Genomic DNA, 15,627 nt, shown 5'->3' with positions numbered 1-15,627 from the left:
CCGAACGGTTTCTTTAAGTAACCGGCCCTGCACTGCAATCTGGCATCGAAATATTTGGAAAGCTTGGAGCGGGTGAAGGGAATCGAACCCTCGTATGCAGCTTGGGAAGCTGCCGTTCTACCATTGAACTACACCCGCTAAGCGGCGGTTTTATAGCCCGGTTTCAGGATGGGTGCAAGCCCATCCCCGATACCGGAATGATTTATTTAAACCTGTCATGCCCGTGTCATTTCTTTGTCGGAACCAGTCGCCAAACCGCACTGGCGTGGTCGTCCGACACCAGAATCGATCCATCAATATAATGCTTTACGTCTACCGGGCGGCCAACAACTTCGCCGTTGCTGCGCAGAAAACCATCAAGGAACGGATTGGTCGCCACAGGTTCACCATTGCGAAATTCCACCCGCACAACCTTGTAACCATCCGGAATTGTCCGGTTCCATGATCCGTGCAACGCCACAAGTGCATCACCATCGTCAAAGGTAAGACCAAGCGCTGCATTGTGCGCATTAAAGGTAAAGGCAGGAAAGGTAACCTCAGCCGGTGGAGTTTCACCGGCAAACTGCGGGGAACGCGTATCGTTTCCGGCATACCAGGGATATCCATAAAACAGCCCTTCGGCGGTGGCGTGGTTCAGCTCCTCGCGCGGAACATCGTCACCAAGGTTATCCCCGCCATTATCGGTAAACCACAAATCTCCGGTGTCGGGATGGAACGTCAGCCCTACGGAATTACGGATACCGCTGGCATAGATTTTGGGTGCCCCACCGCTGATCGGCATGGAAATAATCGTACCTTCTAGCCCACCAACCTTGCAGATATTGCACGGCGCGCCAACGGCGATGAACAGGCGGCTTTGATCCGGGGAAAGTGCGGCGTATCGCCAGCCATGATGGCGCTTGTCCGGCAGATTGGTAAACAGGATGCGCGCGCGTCCCAATGCTGTCCCGTCAAAATCTGAAAGATCATAGGACACAACGCGGTGCTGATCGGCTACAAACAGGGTTCCGGGTTTATAGGCGATGCCATTCGCCATCTTGAAGTCATCGGCAATAAGATTGACTTCTTCGCCCTTGCCATCCCCATCCGCATCGCGCACGAAATAAAGATTGGGACCACGCGTTCCGACGAAAATGCCTTTCAGTTCCGGGGCAACCGCGATAGAACGCGCATTATTTACCGAGGCAAACAATTCAAGCCGATAACCGCTTTCAGGCCGCAAAAGAGACATGGCTTTTTGCGTTTGCGCAGGTAGCTCTTGTGCGATGACAGGGACCGATATACCCGCAATCGCAAGGGCGCAGAACCCAAGCCAAAAACAGAAATGCCCGGCCCATCTGACCGTTGATGACGGTTGACGATAGCAGGCCGGGCAATTTTGATTTTGCATCGTGTCCTCCTTTTCGGTCCAACGGGCCTTGAGAAAGATACGATCAGATCTTCAAGACCGATTAGCGGACGCGCTCGGATATCGGTGCGTTGACCGAAAGCTCCATATCCCACGGGAAATAAATCCACGTATCCTGGGAAACTTCGGTCACAAAGCTGTCGACGATCTCGCGTCCAAGCGGCTTGGCATAAACAGTCGCAAAATGCGCATTTGGCAGTTTTTCACGCACAGCCTTTGCGGTTTTGCCGGTATCGACCAGATCATCGATGATCAGCATGTCCGTGCCGTCACCTTCGATCCCCTTAAGCCATTCAAGATCACCGCGCGACTTGTCAGAGTAGCTGCGAACGCAAACCGTATCAATCAAACGGATATCAAGTTCGCGTGCGATGATGGCTGCCGGGACCAAACCGCCACGGGTAATCGCAATAATGCCCTTGTACGGACCTTTTTCAAGCAGACGCCACGCCAATGCACGTGCGTCGCGATGCATCTGTTCCCAGGAAACCGGGAAACCTTTGTTATAAGCAGCTTCGCTCACAAGCTTTCTCCTGCGCAAAAAACGGATCGCCTGCTGTCTGTCATACCAAATCAGGAGAAAGACCGGACAGCGGTCGACATTCTTCGTAAATTTAAGGCGCTTTCCTACGCTGAGTCACAGCCAAACACAAGGGGCGGGACCGTTCCTGTCCAAAGAATTGATCAGACAATCGCCCGCTATCGGGCAAAAATATCGCGACACATCGTTTTGACTATGCCGTAGCACCCAGCCGTGCCTTAAGCAGATTGGCAAAATCAGCCCCCAGCTTTCCAATCGGAGTAGCCCAATCCCCCGGTGCTTCTTGCCGATAAATCCGCATCGTCGGGTACCACGGGCTGTCGGCCCGCCCGACCATCCACCGCCAATCCGTTGTATAAAGCTGCAACATCCAGACCGGTACACCAAGCGCGCCGGCAAGATGGGCCGGGGCACTATCAATTGTGATGATCAGATCCATCGCCTTCATCAACGCGGCACTGTCACCGAAATCATGAATATGTTCACCCATGTCGGTAATCAGGGCATTGGCACCAAGTTTGGCTATGTCACCACGCCGTTCATCGACCTGAAAACTGTAAAAACAGGCCCCTTTCTGAGCCATAAGCGGCATCAACTTTTCAAGCGGGCAGGATCGGTCACGCGGATTAAGTTTGCCTGCCCATATCAGTCCGACCTTAAGCACCGTTCCCGGTGGCGGGCTCAGCCGTGCCTGCTTGCCTTTCGGTGCACTCAAATAGGGTTCGGCAGATACGCGGTGTAATTCCGCTTCGTTGATTTTCATAACATGCGGCAGACTTAGCAACGGTACATGCAGATCAAAGGGCGGCAGTTTTGCGCCCTTTTCAACAATTGTTCCGACACCGGCAATCGTACGCATCACCGGGATCAATTCTGATCGGCATTCAAGGATAATATGCGCGGCCTTCTTCCCGACCATTGGCACAAAACGGGCAAACTGTATCATGTCGCCAAAGCCCTGCTCGGCGCGCAGCAGCAGTCTTTTGCCACGCAAATCAGCCTTGCCGTCCCATTCCGGAGCACCTTCAAGAGGACGGATCGGGTTATCGGCCAGTTTGCGGCGCGTTTCATATCCAGCCCAGCCAGCCTCATATTGCCCCATCGCCAGAAGGGCCAATGCCTTGTCCCAGTTGGCGTCGACATAGTCGGGATCAATCGCCAATGCTGCATCAAAATGCCGGATTGCCTGCTCGAAACGGTTGGTATCTCGAAAAACAAGACCGGCATTAAACGGATGCGATTTGATCGAAGCATCAAGTTCGAGGGCCTTGTCATGCGCTGCCGTGGCTTCTTCAAAGCGCATCATTTCACGCAGGCAGTTGCCCATATTTGACCAAAGCCCGGCATTTCCCGGCCTTAACTCCGCCGCGCGACGATAAGCAACAAGTGACGCATCATGGTGTTTGCTGCGGCGAAGTGCCACGCCCAGATTGTTCCAGACATCGGGTTGATCCGGGTTCTGTCGAAGGACAGCACCATAAAGCGCAATCGCTTCGTCAATCCTGCCCGCCTGATGTGCTTCAAGCGCGCGCGCAAAAAGTTCCGATTTGTCAAAACGGTTAACCGCAATATCCGGTGCCGGTCGGGACGATAAACGTGCTGATCCGGGTTCATCGCCTCGCATTTGATCAAGGGCACCGATTTCGCCTTTGGGCAGTTTTGGACTGTCATCACCCGCGGGCTTGGTCACAGGGCTTTTCACCCCGGAAACAGCCATGGTTTTCCTGCCTTTTTTGGTGGCACGCGATTTTGTTATGGTTCTGGACTTGGCCATTCGGGTTCCCCGTCCCGCAAAAACTGCAGCATCGTGATCGGACAGCATCAAAAAGACAAGCCACCATCACCATATGAATGGGTATGTTAGGACCGACGAAGTCAGCCTGCGATTCGCATCACGAGAAACACCGGTTCCCCGAACAGCATTATTTACTAAAAACTTGAATGATACCGGACGATTTTATCGCATTTCGCAAGTTTCCGGTAATTTCAAACAAGCCTGTTTTAATTATTTCGGTTATCCACCGCTTTGCAGTAGCTTTTTTGTGGGGTCCGAAGGAAAGCATCAAAAAGCTTCCCGTTCCCTAGGGAGTTTTACATCAGGGGAAGTCAGAAAGAATAAATATCGTCGCTTTGGCAGTTCCCCGAAATCACCATTCGGATGACAGCCGAAACGATACCAATCCTGATCGTTCATGCCACGACAGCCTCAAATGATCGCTGGCAGACGAGAGGATTTCGAGGAAACAAAAATTCATCAGGCTTCAAAGGACGGGAGACCTTAAATGGCCGAAACCAAACGATCCGGCGGCTCTGTCGGACGCAAAGTTATTCTGGTTGTGGTTGCATTGTTGATTGTCGGCTTCGGCGCAATGATGACGATCCAGACGGTTTCACAACGCGATGCGATGATCGAAATCATGTATAATGAGTCGGTCGAAAAAACCGAAATGCTGTCAACAGCCGTGCAACCGGGCTTTATTGCCATGGACGGCAACTCGGTCGAAAAAGAATTCCGCAAGATCACCGACAAGGAAGGATCACAGCTGGCATCGCTGGTGGCAGCCAATCCGGACGGCGAACCCATTGCGACCTATCAATCCGAAAACCTTCCCGAACACGATCTGGCTGCACTTGCCGAACCTTATCTGGAGCGGCTTGAAAACAAGGAAGTTGTCAGCTTCATCTCTGACGATGCGGTCATTGTTGCTGCGCCGATTACCAAATATTCCAAACGCCGGGACGAAGATCAATATCGCGGCATGCTGCTGACCGCATGGAGCCTGGAGCGCGTAAATGCCGAGGTAAAACAGGCCGTCATCATCCAGTTGGCTCTTGCGGCGGCAATCCTTGCCGTCCTTCTCGGCAGCACCTGGTTTGTCCTGCGCAATCAGATCATTACCCCGCTTGTTAAAATCAATCGTGCCATGGCGGCCCTTGCTGATGGCAATCGCGACATTCACATCCCCGGCGTTCATCGCACCGATGAAATTGGCCAGATGGCGGCCTCGGTCGAAGTATTCAAGGAAAATGCCAACCGAGTTGCCCAACTTGATCGGGAACGCGAACAGGAACGCGAGCGCGCAGAAATAAAACGGCGAGAGGCAATGAACGGCCTTGCCGGGCGTTTCGAACAGACCGTCATGGGTGTTGTCGACGGTGTATCGGGCGCATCTAGCGAAATGCAGCAAGTCGCCCAGACAATGGTTGCGGCCGTTCATCAGAACGAATCCGGTTCGCAGGCAGTGGTTGCCGCAGTTGAGCAGGCCAATCATAGCGTCGAAACGGTTGCCAGTGCTGCCGAACAGCTATCTGTTTCAATCCGCGATATCAGTGCGCGTGTAAATGACACGTCAAACATTACCGCCAACGCCAGCACCGAAGCCAATCGGGTCAATGAAATGGTTCAGGGGCTTGATGTTTCAGCACAGAAAGTCGGCGAAGTGGTCCAGATCATTCAGGCCATTGCCGAACAGACCAACCTTCTGGCCCTGAACGCCACGATCGAAGCCGCACGTGCCGGTGACGCGGGTAAAGGTTTTGCCGTGGTGGCCAACGAGGTAAAGAACCTTGCCAATCAGACAGCACGCGCGACCGAGGATATTTCAGCCCAGATTTCCGGCATTCAGGGATCGACCCAGGAAGCTGTTGGTGCAATTGATGGCATCACCAGCATCATCGCCAATCTGAACGAAATCGCATCCGAGGTTGCCGCCGCAGTTCAGGAACAGGGACAGGCGACGTCCGAAATCTCACACTCCGTCCAGCAGGCGGTCCAGAGCACGCAGGAAGTCACAAGCCATATCCATGAAATGCAGTCTGCGGCCCGCCAGACCGGCGATGCCGCCCGACAGGTACTTGATGCCTCCGAAAAACTTGGCGCGCAATCAGGAACGCTGCGCAGCGAGGTCGGCAACTTCCTTGATGAAGTCCGCACCAGCTGATTGCGAGATTGCCGGAAACAAAAACGCCGCCCGGTATGACCGTGGCGGCGTTTCTTTTAACCGGGTTTAATTGTGCCTAACGCGAAGGTTCCCGATCATCGGATGCGCTATCAAGCCGCATCATGATCGTTTCATTAAGGTCTTCATATCCATGAAGGCGATAAACCGGTTGCATATCATGTGTCGCCAGCATCCATCGTTTGACCCGCGCAATATCGGGATGAGCATGCAGGACATCAATCATCATGGATGCAATGCCCCGACGACGGTAATCGGGGTCAACAAACACATCGGCGATATAGGCAATGGCGATGAAGTCGGTCACGACGCGGGCAAAACCAACCTGCCGCCCGTCACAATAGGCACCAACCGGTACCGACATTTCAACCGAACGGTCAAACTCGCCGCGCGACCTGCCCCGCGACCAATAAGAATTGGCAATGAAATCATAGCAATATCCAAGGTCCAGCCGACCGCGATCACAACTGATCTCAATTTCGCTCATTGCCGTCCTCTATTTGACGAACAGGGCGACTGCAAGTGCTGCAATCGCGACCCAAAGCAGGATGGATTGCTTGGAAACTCCACCGGAACTGCGCTGCCCGTTTGACCGGCCACGCATCGCTGCAACCGTATCAGGATGCAGGCGCAACCCCTGATCGGTAAAGACAGCCGATGCCTGTTCGGCAGCCTCAAGAACGCGCGGCAACCGGCGCAACATGGTCCCTGCCTGTCGGGTAGCTTCGGCAATCTTTGCTTCCGGGCCAAGGTTTTCACGCATCCATTCCTCAATCAGCGGACGCGACAATTCCCACATATTCTCGTTCGGGCTTAAAATACGCGAAAGCCCCTCGGCGACAATCATGGTTTTCTGCAACATCAGAAGCTGCGGCTGGGTTTCCATCCCGAAGGTTTCGGTAATCTGGAAAAGCTGCCCCAACAGGCGCCCGACCGAAATATCGGCCAGTTCCTTTCCCAGAATCGGCTCGCCGATGGAACGGCACGCCTGCTGGAAATTTTCAAGCGACTGGTTACGTGGGACATATCCCGCTTCGAAATGCACCTCGGCGACACGGCGATAATCACGCGTCAGAAAGCCAAGAAGCATTTCTGCGAGGTACAGGCGCGTCTGACGGTCAACACGCCCCATGATCCCGAAATCAACGATGCTGACCTTACCGGTTTCGTCGACAAACAGGTTGCCCGGATGCATATCGGCGTGGAAGAAGCCGTCACGGAAAACCTGTTGGAAAAATGCCCCCGCCGCCTTCGCCAGAAGGGCAGAGCGATCAACACCCATGCGATCCAGGGCTTCGACATTGTCGATGCGAACACCTTTGACCCGTTCCATGGTGATCACATGTTCCGCCGTCCGTTCCCAATCGATCTGCGGCACATAATAGGTCGGATCAGCCTCGAAATTGTCGCGGAACTCGGATGCTGCCGATGCTTCAAACCGCAAATCCATTTCAAGATGCACGCTGTCTTCCAGCGTCTTGATGGTTTCAACCGGTTTGAGACGACGCAAGCGCGGTTGCGTCAGTTCGGCAATCTCCGCCACCCAGTAAAACAGATCTAGGTCACGGGCAAAGCGCGTCTTGATATCCGGGCGCAGCACCTTGACGGCAACTTCTCGCCCATCGGACGTGGTGGCAAAATGCACCTGCGCAATGGATGCCGCCGCAACAGGCGTATCATCAAACTCGGAAAACAGGGTTTCAAACGGCCCGTCAAGCTGTTCGGTAATGATCCGCTTGGCAATCTTGGCCGAAAATGGCGGCAATCTATCCTGCAGGCTTGATAAATCAGCCGCAACATCATCCCCGATCAGATCGGCACGCGTGGCCAGTGTCTGGCCAAGCTTGATGAATGCGGGGCCCAATTCTTCAAGCGCACGGGCCAACCGGCGCCCCGGCCGCAAATCGGATCGACGTGAAAATGGTGCTGTCAGTCGGGCAAAAAACGCCAGAACCTTTCCACCCGGCACAAGGGCAAGTGGAAACAGCGCATCATGACGCGCCAAAGTCCTAGCCATTCCAAGCAGTCGAAAGCTGTTGCGAACGAACCTTATCATTCAGTCGCCACCTATACCCGCCAGCCCGAATGAATGGCGGCAATACCACCGGAAAGATTGCGATATTTCACCCGTTCGAACCCGGCATCGCGGATCATGGATGCAAAAGTTTCCTGATCGGGGAACTGACGGATGCTTTCGGCCAGATACTGATATGCTTCGCGATTCCCGGCAATGAAGCGACCGATTTCAGGCAAAAGCTTGAAGGAGTATGTGTCGTAAAGTTTATCAAACCCCGGCACCACCACCTTGGAAAACTCTAGACACTGGAATTTTCCACCCGGTCGGAGCACACGATAGGCTTCGGAAAGGGCTTCGTTAATCCGCGTCACGTTCCGAATACCAAAGGCAATGGTATAGGCATCAACCGAATGATCGGGCAGTGGCAGTTTCTGCGCATCGCCAACAGTCCAGTTGATGTTTTTCAGCAACCCGTGATCCACCGCGCGATCACGACCGACATGCAGCATTTCATAGTTAATGTCGCACACCGTGACAGAGCCGCCACCATTCTTCAGGAACCGGAATGCAATGTCCCCGGTGCCACCGGCAACGTCCAGCAGCTTCATGCCCGGACGCGGCTTCAGCTCGTTGATGAACGTATCTTTCCACAAACGGTGTACACCGCCGCTCATCAGATCGTTCATCAAGTCATATTTGGACGCGACAGTATCGAAAACCTCACGCACCATGGATGCCTTCTGGCTTTCCGGAACATCCCGAAAACCGAAATGGGTTGTCTTTTCGCCGTTTTCGCCCCCGGCTGGGCCTGTGTGCTTGCTCATGGCCGGGAAAATAGCGCAGCAACCGCCATCTCGCCAGTGGAAAGCCACCTAAATTCGCAAATATCCTGTTGGTCGGGATCACTTTCTGCTAGGACCAAATGACTTGGACGGAAGTTTGAATTGGCTACAAGACAGGACACTCCGATGAGCTGCATGGTCAAAATCTGTGGAATCAATAGCGAAGACGCCGCAATGGCCGCGATGAGTGCCGGTGCAGATGCCTTGGGCTATGTTTTTTTTCCACCAAGCCCGCGTCACATATCGCTTAACGGCGCCACTACTTTGACCGAGCGCGTACCGGACAGCATCCTTAAGGTTGGCCTGTTCGTTGAAGCTGGTGACGAAGCCCTTGAAAACGCGATCAAGGCCGGTCGCCTTGACGTGATCCAGATGCATGGCAAGGAAAGCCCGGAACGGGTCGCAGAAGTAAAAGAAAAATTCGGTCTGCGCGTCATGAAGGCCGTTTCGGTCAGTACGTCCGATGACATTGATGCCGCTGCGGCAAACTTCGATGGCGTCGCCGATTTTCTGCTTTTCGATGCCAAACCGCCCAAAGAAAGCATTCTTCCCGGCGGCAACGCCGTCAGCTTTGACTGGACACTTCTGACCGGGCGCAGTTTCAAAAGCAGCTGGATGCTCGCCGGTGGGCTTGACCCTGATAATGTCACCGATGCGGTACGCATTTCCGGCGCACCATGGGTTGATGTATCGTCTGGCGTTGAAAAGACCAAAGGCGTGAAAGACGCACGCAAGATTGCCGATTTCATTCGCGCGGCAAAGGGTTACTAGCACCCGACCGCGCTGTATCAGCATCTTCTTTAACCATTTCTGAAGCGATCCCCGCAATTATCGGACGATTGCGGGCGGTGTTTGGTGCCCCGTTAGCGTATGGGGTCAAATGGAAAGAACGCTTCGATCAAAAGTTCAGAATTTGCTGCATGGGGTCGACCGTCAATCACGGGTGTCATTGACGGTACATCTGATCCTTGCTTCGCTGATCGTGATCAATGTTATCTGCGTCATTCTCGACACCGTTCATGAATTGGCCGAACAGTTTTTTATACTGTTTCTGGTCATTGAGCTGATCTGCACGGCGATTTTCACAGTTGAATATGTCTTGCGCGTATGGTCGGCCCCCGATAACCCGGAATTTTCCGGAAAATGGGGGCGTTTGCGTTATATGCTGCGACCAATGGCAATGGTTGATCTGATTGCGATCCTTCCGGTCTTCTTGCTGTTTTTCACGTCGATTGATCTGCGGTTCATCCGCATTGTCCGTCTGCTTCGGCTTTTGAAGTTCACCCGCTATTCTACCGGCCTTGAACTGATGCTGATGGTGTTTCGTCAGCAGATGGGCATCTTTGGTGCCGCAAGCGCAGCGCTGGCCTGCATGCTGGTTTTCAGCGCCGGCGCCATTTATCTTGCTGAACACGAAGCCCAACCTGACGCATTTGGCAACCTGCCCAGTGCCCTTTACTGGAGCGTTATCACCCTTGCCACCGTCGGTTACGGGGATGTCGTACCAATCACAGCACTCGGTAAAATCATCGCAAGTCTGATTTCACTAACGGGTATCGGCATCGTCGCGGTGCCTGCCGGCATTCTGGCATCCGCCTTTTCCAGTGAACTGCGCCGCCGCGAAGAGGCCTATCGCCAACAAGCTGCCCATCAGCTTTCGGGAAAACGCCTGACCGAGGCCGTGCGAAAAAGGCTGCGATCCCATCAGGACGAACTTGGCATCAGCGATGAACAGGCCCAGTCCATCATATCCGACATCCGCGACATTCATCATAATCACGAAGACGATCTTTTGTCCTGTCCACATTGCCATAAACCGCTTCGTTTCGAAGTTTCCGAACCGGGCGAATAATCGTCTGATCAAAATGCTTGACGCCCGTCTGATCGCTGATCATAGTTTGAAACATGAAAACACACGGCATGAACCCGATCCTTATTTCCAATCGTTGGTGGTGGTCCGCATAAGCGGGCGGCCAATTATCGTGCCCTGAAACAACCGGCCGCCTGATCTTCGCAGGCGGCTTTGTGTTTTCAGACCTTCTCCCTATTTGCTGAAAAGTCACATTGCTCCTGCGGCAGCGCCCCGCAAACGGAGTACTTGACGTGACCAACCCGACTTCTGAAACCAGTAGCGAATATCGATATACCACCGATGGCGGCATCGCCATTATTCGCCGCCAGACAGAAATCACCTATGAAAATGCCACCGAAAACCTGATCGACGCGCTTGATCGGACCAAGGGTGTTTTGCTGTCTTCAAGCTACGAGTTTCCGGGTCGCTATTCGCGCTGGGACATGGGATTTGCCAAACCACCGCTGGAAATCACCGGACGGGAACGCGGCTTTGCAATCCGGGCGCTTAATGATCGCGGCCAGGCGCTTTTGCCGGTGATTGAAAACGCCCTTGCCGATCATGCCCATATAGAAGGCCTGACCAAAGGCGATGACGGGCTTTACGGCTATGTCGGCAAAGCCGCGGCTTGGTTCCCGGAAGAAGAACGCAGTCAACAACCCAGCCTGTTTTCCGTTGTCCGGGCCATTCGCGATCTGTTTGCCCACAAGGGCGAGGAACGTTTGGGTCTATACGGTGCCTTTGGCTACGACATCGCCCTTCATTTCGAACAAATTGCACTGACCCAGGACCGCAGCAGTGATCATAAGGATGTCCATCTTTACCTGCCCGATCAGATGATTACAGTCGACCATGCGTCCAAGGTCGCGACCCTTTTTGAATATGAATTCATTGCACCAGATGGCCATAGTACCGCCGGGCTCGACCACATTGCCCAGGATCACCCGCCATCCCATGGTGCAAACGGCATCGTAGAAAATGATATGAAAGACGGCGAATACGCCGCCGTCGTCGATGAAACCAAACCACGATTTGCGCGCGGAGAACTGTTTGAAGTCGTGCCAAGCCGCGTCTTTCGGACCGAATGCAAAACGGCCCCATCGGAAATCTTCCGCCGCCTTAAACGCCGAAATCCGGCACCTTATGGTTTCCTGATCAATCTGGGGGACGGTGAACACCTGATCGGAGCATCGCCGGAAATGTATGTCCGCGTCACCGGTCAACGTATTGAAACCTGCCCGATTTCGGGCACCATCGCGCGCGGTCGCGACGCGATCGAGGATGCGGAAAATATCCGAACCCTTCTGAATTCGGCCAAGGAAGAATCCGAACTGACCATGTGCACCGACGTTGATCGCAACGATAAGGCACGCGTCTGCAAACCCGGCAGCATCCGTATTCTTGGCCGTCGCCAGATCGAAATGTATTCCCGCCTGATCCACACGGTCGATCACGTCGAAGGCCGCCTGCGCGAAGGCTTTGATGCACTTGATGCTTTCCTGACGCATTGCTGGGCGGTTACCGTAACCGGTGCCCCCAAACGGGCAGCCATGAAGCATATTGAAACCGTCGAACGCAGCCCGCGCGCATGGTATGGCGGAGCCATTGGCGCGGTTCTGTGCAATGGCGATCTGAATACCGGCCTGACATTGCGCACAGTGCGGCTCAAACAGGGTGTCGCCGAGGTTCGCGCGGGTGCGACATTGCTGTTTGATAGTCAATCTGCCGCCGAGGAAGCCGAAACCGTATTGAAGGCATCAGCTATGATTGATGCCGTCACCCGCGATGCCAAGGACGAAGCCACCATTGATCCGACCATTTCGGGCGTTGGCAAGCGCGTGCTTCTGATCGATCACGAAGACAGCTTTGTTCAAAACCTTGCCAGCTATATCCGTGCAACCGGTGCCGAAACATTAACGTTCCGCCCCGGTTTCCCGGATGAGGCGTTTGATGATTTCAAACCGGATCTGGTGTTCCTGTCCCCGGGTCCGGGGCGCCCCGATGATTATGGTCTGCGCCAAAGCATTGAACGTGCCCTTGCCGCGGGGCTTCCGGTCTTTGGTGTTTGTCTTGGTTTACAGGGGATTGTCGAATTTTTTGGTGGATCACTTGGTCAACTCGACACACCGATGCATGGCAAACCGTCTAAGGTGAAACTGGACCCGTCTGATCCGTTGTTTGAAGGCCTTCCCGATGAAATCGTTGTTGGGCGCTATCACTCGCTATTTGCCGACCTGGCAAGCCTGCCAGCTGACCTTAAAGTCACCGCGCGCAGCAATGACGGTGTGGTTATGGGGATACGTCATCAAAGCCTGCCGATCAGCGCGGTCCAGTTCCATCCCGAAAGCCTGCTGACCCTGCAAGGTGATGTCGGGATGCGGATGATTGCCAACCTGCTGCGCAATCCGCACGGCATTCTGCCTGAAAAGGCGGAAATTCCCGATGCGGATGAAGGTGACAAAGATGATGAAACAGCGGCAAAAGCCGCCTGAAACCACATGATGAACCCGATTGCCTGACCCATGCCCCCTGCCATCGACCTCCCCCTGTCGATGAAACCGGGTCAGGAAAATGCGACGGCCGCGCACCTCCCTCGCGGCCGTTGCTTCATTTTATGCCTTAATCGTCGTCGTCATCCAGCGTCCCGTCGATCACACTGTAATCGGGTGGCGGAGCCTGACGAAACTTTTCCGGATCTGCTTTGCGTTTGTCACGCGTGCGCGAAATCCAGCCGCCATAAAAGGCTTCCGGCTTTGGCTCGGTCGGGGCACCAGCACGTACCGGGCGCGGGGCGAACCGGCCCAGACTGATCAGGCGGTCATACATCACGATATTGGCAGCAATCGCGACATTCACGCAGAAGCTCATCGGGATTTTGATGATGAAATCGCACTGATCCTGCATTTCCTGCGACAGATTTCCGCGTTCCGGGCCAAGAATATAGGCCGCGCGCGACGGGTGTTTGAAACTTGGCAGTTCAATCGCATCAGGTGTCAGTTCGACACCAACCATCCGGCATCCATCGGGCAGGAACAGATGATCGTGATCCGGGAAGTGATAGTAGGGCATCTGCTCGGACGCACGTGATGTGTCGGCCACATTGGCCCGTTCATCACGAAAATCCGCATCCACCGTAAAGGCAAAGCTGGCACCAAACGCATGAGCGGAACGAAACAGCGTGCCCACGTTAAAGGGCTTGCTGGCCCCTTCGATCCCGATCCCGAAATATCCGCGCATATTGTCCTCCGTGCTGTACGCCGATGGTGCGCTCACACACACTCCAATGAAAAAACTGGCTCGGCTATACCCCTCACAGGCGAATATGGCAAGTCAGCGGGCCGCACCCCTGCCCCGGCAGAGGAAGCAATCCGGGCATCGTGGAACAAAAAACACTCCGAGCCGTTTTATGATCAGGCAACCGGAAAAGCAGCATGCCATTGGCATGCAGATAAAATTTCCGGACCGAACGAGCAAACAACCCGAAAGAAACAGGAGAACACCTGATGAATTGGGACCAGATTGAAGGCCGTTGGAAACAGATGCGTGGTCACGTCAAGCGCGAATGGGGCCGCCTCACCGACGATGATCTTGATGAGATCGAAGGCCAGCAGGAAAAACTGGTTGGCTTGGTTCAGGAAGCCTATGGCGTTAAACGCGAAGAGGCCGACCGCCAGGTCCGCAACTGGTTTGACCGCCTCTAGGGCTTTCACCCCCACCAGATTACCACACATAACTAAGCCCGCCAGATTATTACCCTCTTGATCCTGGCGGGCTTTGTGTTTTCTATGCAGGCAATCAATCCTGTTACCAGCTTTGGAAAATCATGCCTGTCAAATCCCCCTGCATTGGCGTTTGCGTTCTTGACCCGGCCGCTGGCTACTGCACCGGATGCTTTCGTACGGGCGACGAAATTGGTGCATGGATGGGCATGAGTGACGGCAGCAAGAAACGGTTGCTGGAAACCATCCGCAAACGGCGTCTTTCGACCATTTCCGAACCGCTGATCACGACCGGGGACAAAGGCCTGTAACCCAGCCAGACCAGACATTGCGGACGGCAACAACCAATCCTAAATAAAAACCCTGATCATCAAAGGGGCGTATGCATGTCGAGCCTTGCACAGCAAAACGGAAATGCAGCGGCAGAACTCCGGCGCATGACGAGACGTGCCTTACATGCCGTGATGGCTACAACCGCCTGTGATCACAAACAGGTCGGCGATGGCTGGCCGGTGACGTCAATCGTTGTCCCTGCTGCGCATATTGATGGCAGCCCCATTCTGCTGATTTCCGATCTGGCGGATCATACCCGTCATTTACGACGTGATCCGCGTCTGTCGCTTCTTTTCACCGACGGCAATATCGATGCCGGACAAAGCGAGCGGATCGATACGGATAATGCCAGACTGACGATCTTTGGCCGGGCCGTTGCCGATCACGCACCGGAAACACGCCAACGCTACCTTCAAACCCATCCCGATGCCGCCCAATATGCCGATTTCGCCGATTTTGACTTTTACCACGTTGCGGTAGAGGCGGTTTACTGGGTTGGCGGGTTTGGCAAACAGCGCCGACTAACGGGGAACCAGTTTGTGATTGATGGCTGCCAACCACTAATTGATGGCCATGATGAAGTCATTTTCCAAATGAATTCCGATCATGCCGATGCGATAGCCGACATTGTCGGATATTTCACCGATCAGGATAAGAATGACGGTTGGAAAATGGTCGCCATTGATTGCGATGGAATGGATTTGGAATGCAATTCTGCCGATTCCCGACCTTTGCGGGTCAACTTCACCGAAACAATCCGCAGCCCCGGCGAAGCGCGCGACATTCTGGTCGAAATGTGTAAAAAATCGCGCGGTCAGGTGTTCTGAATTTGGCAACGAAGATTTAATTGTCACTTTCGAAAGGTGACTTTTCGCAAACGCAAAATCATCTACGTTTTCCTTGGTATAGAGCCAAAGGACAGGTTGCTTTTGAGACACCTTTGTAACAATATGTCG

The 15,627-nt window shown here is 54.0% G+C and carries 14 protein-coding genes and 1 tRNA gene; 7 read left to right on the top strand and 8 right to left on the bottom strand.

Annotated elements, in window-relative coordinates:
* Positions 1-64: 64 nt before the first annotated feature.
* From SMB34_RS09230 to SMB34_RS09215, 4 genes are all read right to left on the bottom strand, one after another.
* Positions 65-138: transfer RNA gene (locus SMB34_RS09230), tRNA-Gly, on the bottom strand.
* 88 nt (positions 139-226) lie between these two features.
* Positions 227-1,231 carry a PQQ-dependent sugar dehydrogenase gene (locus SMB34_RS09225; RefSeq protein ID WP_240478792.1) on the bottom strand — a complete coding sequence of 335 codons (1,005 nt, stop codon included), beginning with the start codon at positions 1,229-1,231 and terminating at the stop codon, positions 227-229.
* 220 nt (positions 1,232-1,451) lie between these two features.
* Positions 1,452-1,931: a xanthine phosphoribosyltransferase gene (gene gpt, locus SMB34_RS09220; protein WP_007091853.1), complete on the bottom strand. Its 480-nt coding sequence runs from the start codon at positions 1,929-1,931 to the stop codon at positions 1,452-1,454.
* Between the two features lie 211 nt (positions 1,932-2,142).
* Entirely contained in the window at positions 2,143-3,723 is a 1,581-nt protein-coding gene (locus tag SMB34_RS09215; protein WP_240478791.1) for a tetratricopeptide repeat protein, read from the bottom strand.
* A 508-nt stretch (positions 3,724-4,231) separates the two neighbouring features.
* Between SMB34_RS09215 and SMB34_RS09210 the strand changes: the two genes are divergently transcribed.
* The gene (locus tag SMB34_RS09210; protein WP_037989418.1) at positions 4,232-5,890 is read left to right on the top strand and encodes a methyl-accepting chemotaxis protein; all 1,659 of its coding nucleotides are present in this window, start codon (positions 4,232-4,234) and stop codon (positions 5,888-5,890) included.
* 76 nt (positions 5,891-5,966) lie between these two features.
* Here SMB34_RS09210 and SMB34_RS09205 read toward each other — a convergent pair whose 3' ends face one another.
* From SMB34_RS09205 to ubiE, 3 genes are read right to left on the bottom strand one after another with little or no spacing between them, the layout of a single operon-like run.
* Positions 5,967-6,395: a GNAT family N-acetyltransferase gene (locus SMB34_RS09205; RefSeq protein WP_037989416.1), complete on the bottom strand. Its 429-nt coding sequence runs from the start codon at positions 6,393-6,395 to the stop codon at positions 5,967-5,969.
* Between the two features lie 9 nt (positions 6,396-6,404).
* On the bottom strand, positions 6,405-7,964 hold the full coding sequence (gene ubiB / locus SMB34_RS09200) for a 2-polyprenylphenol 6-hydroxylase (protein WP_037989415.1): 1,560 nt from the start codon (positions 7,962-7,964) through the stop codon (positions 6,405-6,407).
* 11 nt (positions 7,965-7,975) lie between these two features.
* On the bottom strand, positions 7,976-8,749 hold the full coding sequence (gene ubiE / locus SMB34_RS09195) for a bifunctional demethylmenaquinone methyltransferase/2-methoxy-6-polyprenyl-1,4-benzoquinol methylase UbiE (RefSeq protein WP_037989413.1): 774 nt from the start codon (positions 8,747-8,749) through the stop codon (positions 7,976-7,978).
* Between the two features lie 144 nt (positions 8,750-8,893).
* On the opposite strand from ubiE, the gene SMB34_RS09190 reads away from it, so the two are divergent.
* From SMB34_RS09190 to SMB34_RS09180, 3 genes are all read left to right on the top strand, one after another.
* Complete coding sequence (locus SMB34_RS09190; RefSeq protein ID WP_007091847.1) at positions 8,894-9,538, top strand: phosphoribosylanthranilate isomerase; 645 nt, start codon at positions 8,894-8,896, stop codon at positions 9,536-9,538.
* 109 nt (positions 9,539-9,647) lie between these two features.
* Positions 9,648-10,619: an ion transporter gene (locus SMB34_RS09185; RefSeq protein WP_007091846.1), complete on the top strand. Its 972-nt coding sequence runs from the start codon at positions 9,648-9,650 to the stop codon at positions 10,617-10,619.
* 251 nt (positions 10,620-10,870) lie between these two features.
* Positions 10,871-13,111, top strand: a complete 2,241-nt coding sequence (locus SMB34_RS09180) for an anthranilate synthase component I (RefSeq protein ID WP_037989412.1) — start codon at positions 10,871-10,873, stop codon at positions 13,109-13,111.
* Between the two features lie 127 nt (positions 13,112-13,238).
* Here the strand turns inward: SMB34_RS09180 and SMB34_RS09175 are convergent, their stop codons facing one another.
* Positions 13,239-13,856 (bottom strand): RNA methyltransferase, encoded by a 618-nt coding sequence (locus SMB34_RS09175; protein WP_007091844.1) that lies wholly within the window; start codon positions 13,854-13,856, stop codon positions 13,239-13,241.
* A gap of 266 nt (positions 13,857-14,122) precedes the next feature.
* On the opposite strand from SMB34_RS09175, the gene SMB34_RS09170 reads away from it, so the two are divergent.
* From SMB34_RS09170 to SMB34_RS09160, 3 genes are all read left to right on the top strand, one after another.
* On the top strand, positions 14,123-14,320 hold the full coding sequence (locus SMB34_RS09170) for a CsbD family protein (protein ID WP_037989411.1): 198 nt from the start codon (positions 14,123-14,125) through the stop codon (positions 14,318-14,320).
* Between the two features lie 122 nt (positions 14,321-14,442).
* Positions 14,443-14,649: a DUF1289 domain-containing protein gene (locus tag SMB34_RS09165; RefSeq protein WP_007091842.1), complete on the top strand. Its 207-nt coding sequence runs from the start codon at positions 14,443-14,445 to the stop codon at positions 14,647-14,649.
* 75 nt (positions 14,650-14,724) lie between these two features.
* The gene (locus SMB34_RS09160) at positions 14,725-15,498 is read left to right on the top strand and encodes a HugZ family pyridoxamine 5'-phosphate oxidase (RefSeq protein ID WP_037989409.1); all 774 of its coding nucleotides are present in this window, start codon (positions 14,725-14,727) and stop codon (positions 15,496-15,498) included.
* Positions 15,499-15,627 lie beyond the last annotated feature (129 nt).

This window comes from Thalassospira permensis NBRC 106175, from assembly GCF_000714555.1.
Lineage (GTDB): Bacteria > Pseudomonadota > Alphaproteobacteria > Rhodospirillales > Thalassospiraceae > Thalassospira > Thalassospira xiamenensis.
The sequence above is the reverse complement of the archived record's forward strand: the minus strand, read 5'-3'. Positions and strand labels throughout refer to the sequence as shown.

Coding starts and splice junctions, on each gene's coding strand:
- SMB34_RS09225 (WP_240478792.1), bottom strand. CDS start 1,231: ATGTCTCTTTTGCGGCCTGAAAGCGGTTATCGGCTTGAATTGTTTGCC.
- SMB34_RS09160 (WP_037989409.1), top strand. CDS start 14,725: ATGTCGAGCCTTGCACAGCAAAACGGAAATGCAGCGGCAGAACTCCGG.
- SMB34_RS09210 (WP_037989418.1), top strand. CDS start 4,232: ATGGCCGAAACCAAACGATCCGGCGGCTCTGTCGGACGCAAAGTTATT.
- SMB34_RS09185 (WP_007091846.1), top strand. CDS start 9,648: ATGGAAAGAACGCTTCGATCAAAAGTTCAGAATTTGCTGCATGGGGTC.
- SMB34_RS09215 (WP_240478791.1), bottom strand. CDS start 3,723: ATGGCCAAGTCCAGAACCATAACAAAATCGCGTGCCACCAAAAAAGGC.
- SMB34_RS09170 (WP_037989411.1), top strand. CDS start 14,123: ATGAATTGGGACCAGATTGAAGGCCGTTGGAAACAGATGCGTGGTCAC.
- SMB34_RS09205 (WP_037989416.1), bottom strand. CDS start 6,395: ATGAGCGAAATTGAGATCAGTTGTGATCGCGGTCGGCTGGACCTTGGA.
- SMB34_RS09165 (WP_007091842.1), top strand. CDS start 14,443: ATGCCTGTCAAATCCCCCTGCATTGGCGTTTGCGTTCTTGACCCGGCC.
- SMB34_RS09175 (WP_007091844.1), bottom strand. CDS start 13,856: ATGCGCGGATATTTCGGGATCGGGATCGAAGGGGCCAGCAAGCCCTTT.
- ubiB (WP_037989415.1), bottom strand. CDS start 7,964: ATGATAAGGTTCGTTCGCAACAGCTTTCGACTGCTTGGAATGGCTAGG.
- SMB34_RS09190 (WP_007091847.1), top strand. CDS start 8,894: ATGAGCTGCATGGTCAAAATCTGTGGAATCAATAGCGAAGACGCCGCA.
- ubiE (WP_037989413.1), bottom strand. CDS start 8,749: ATGAGCAAGCACACAGGCCCAGCCGGGGGCGAAAACGGCGAAAAGACA.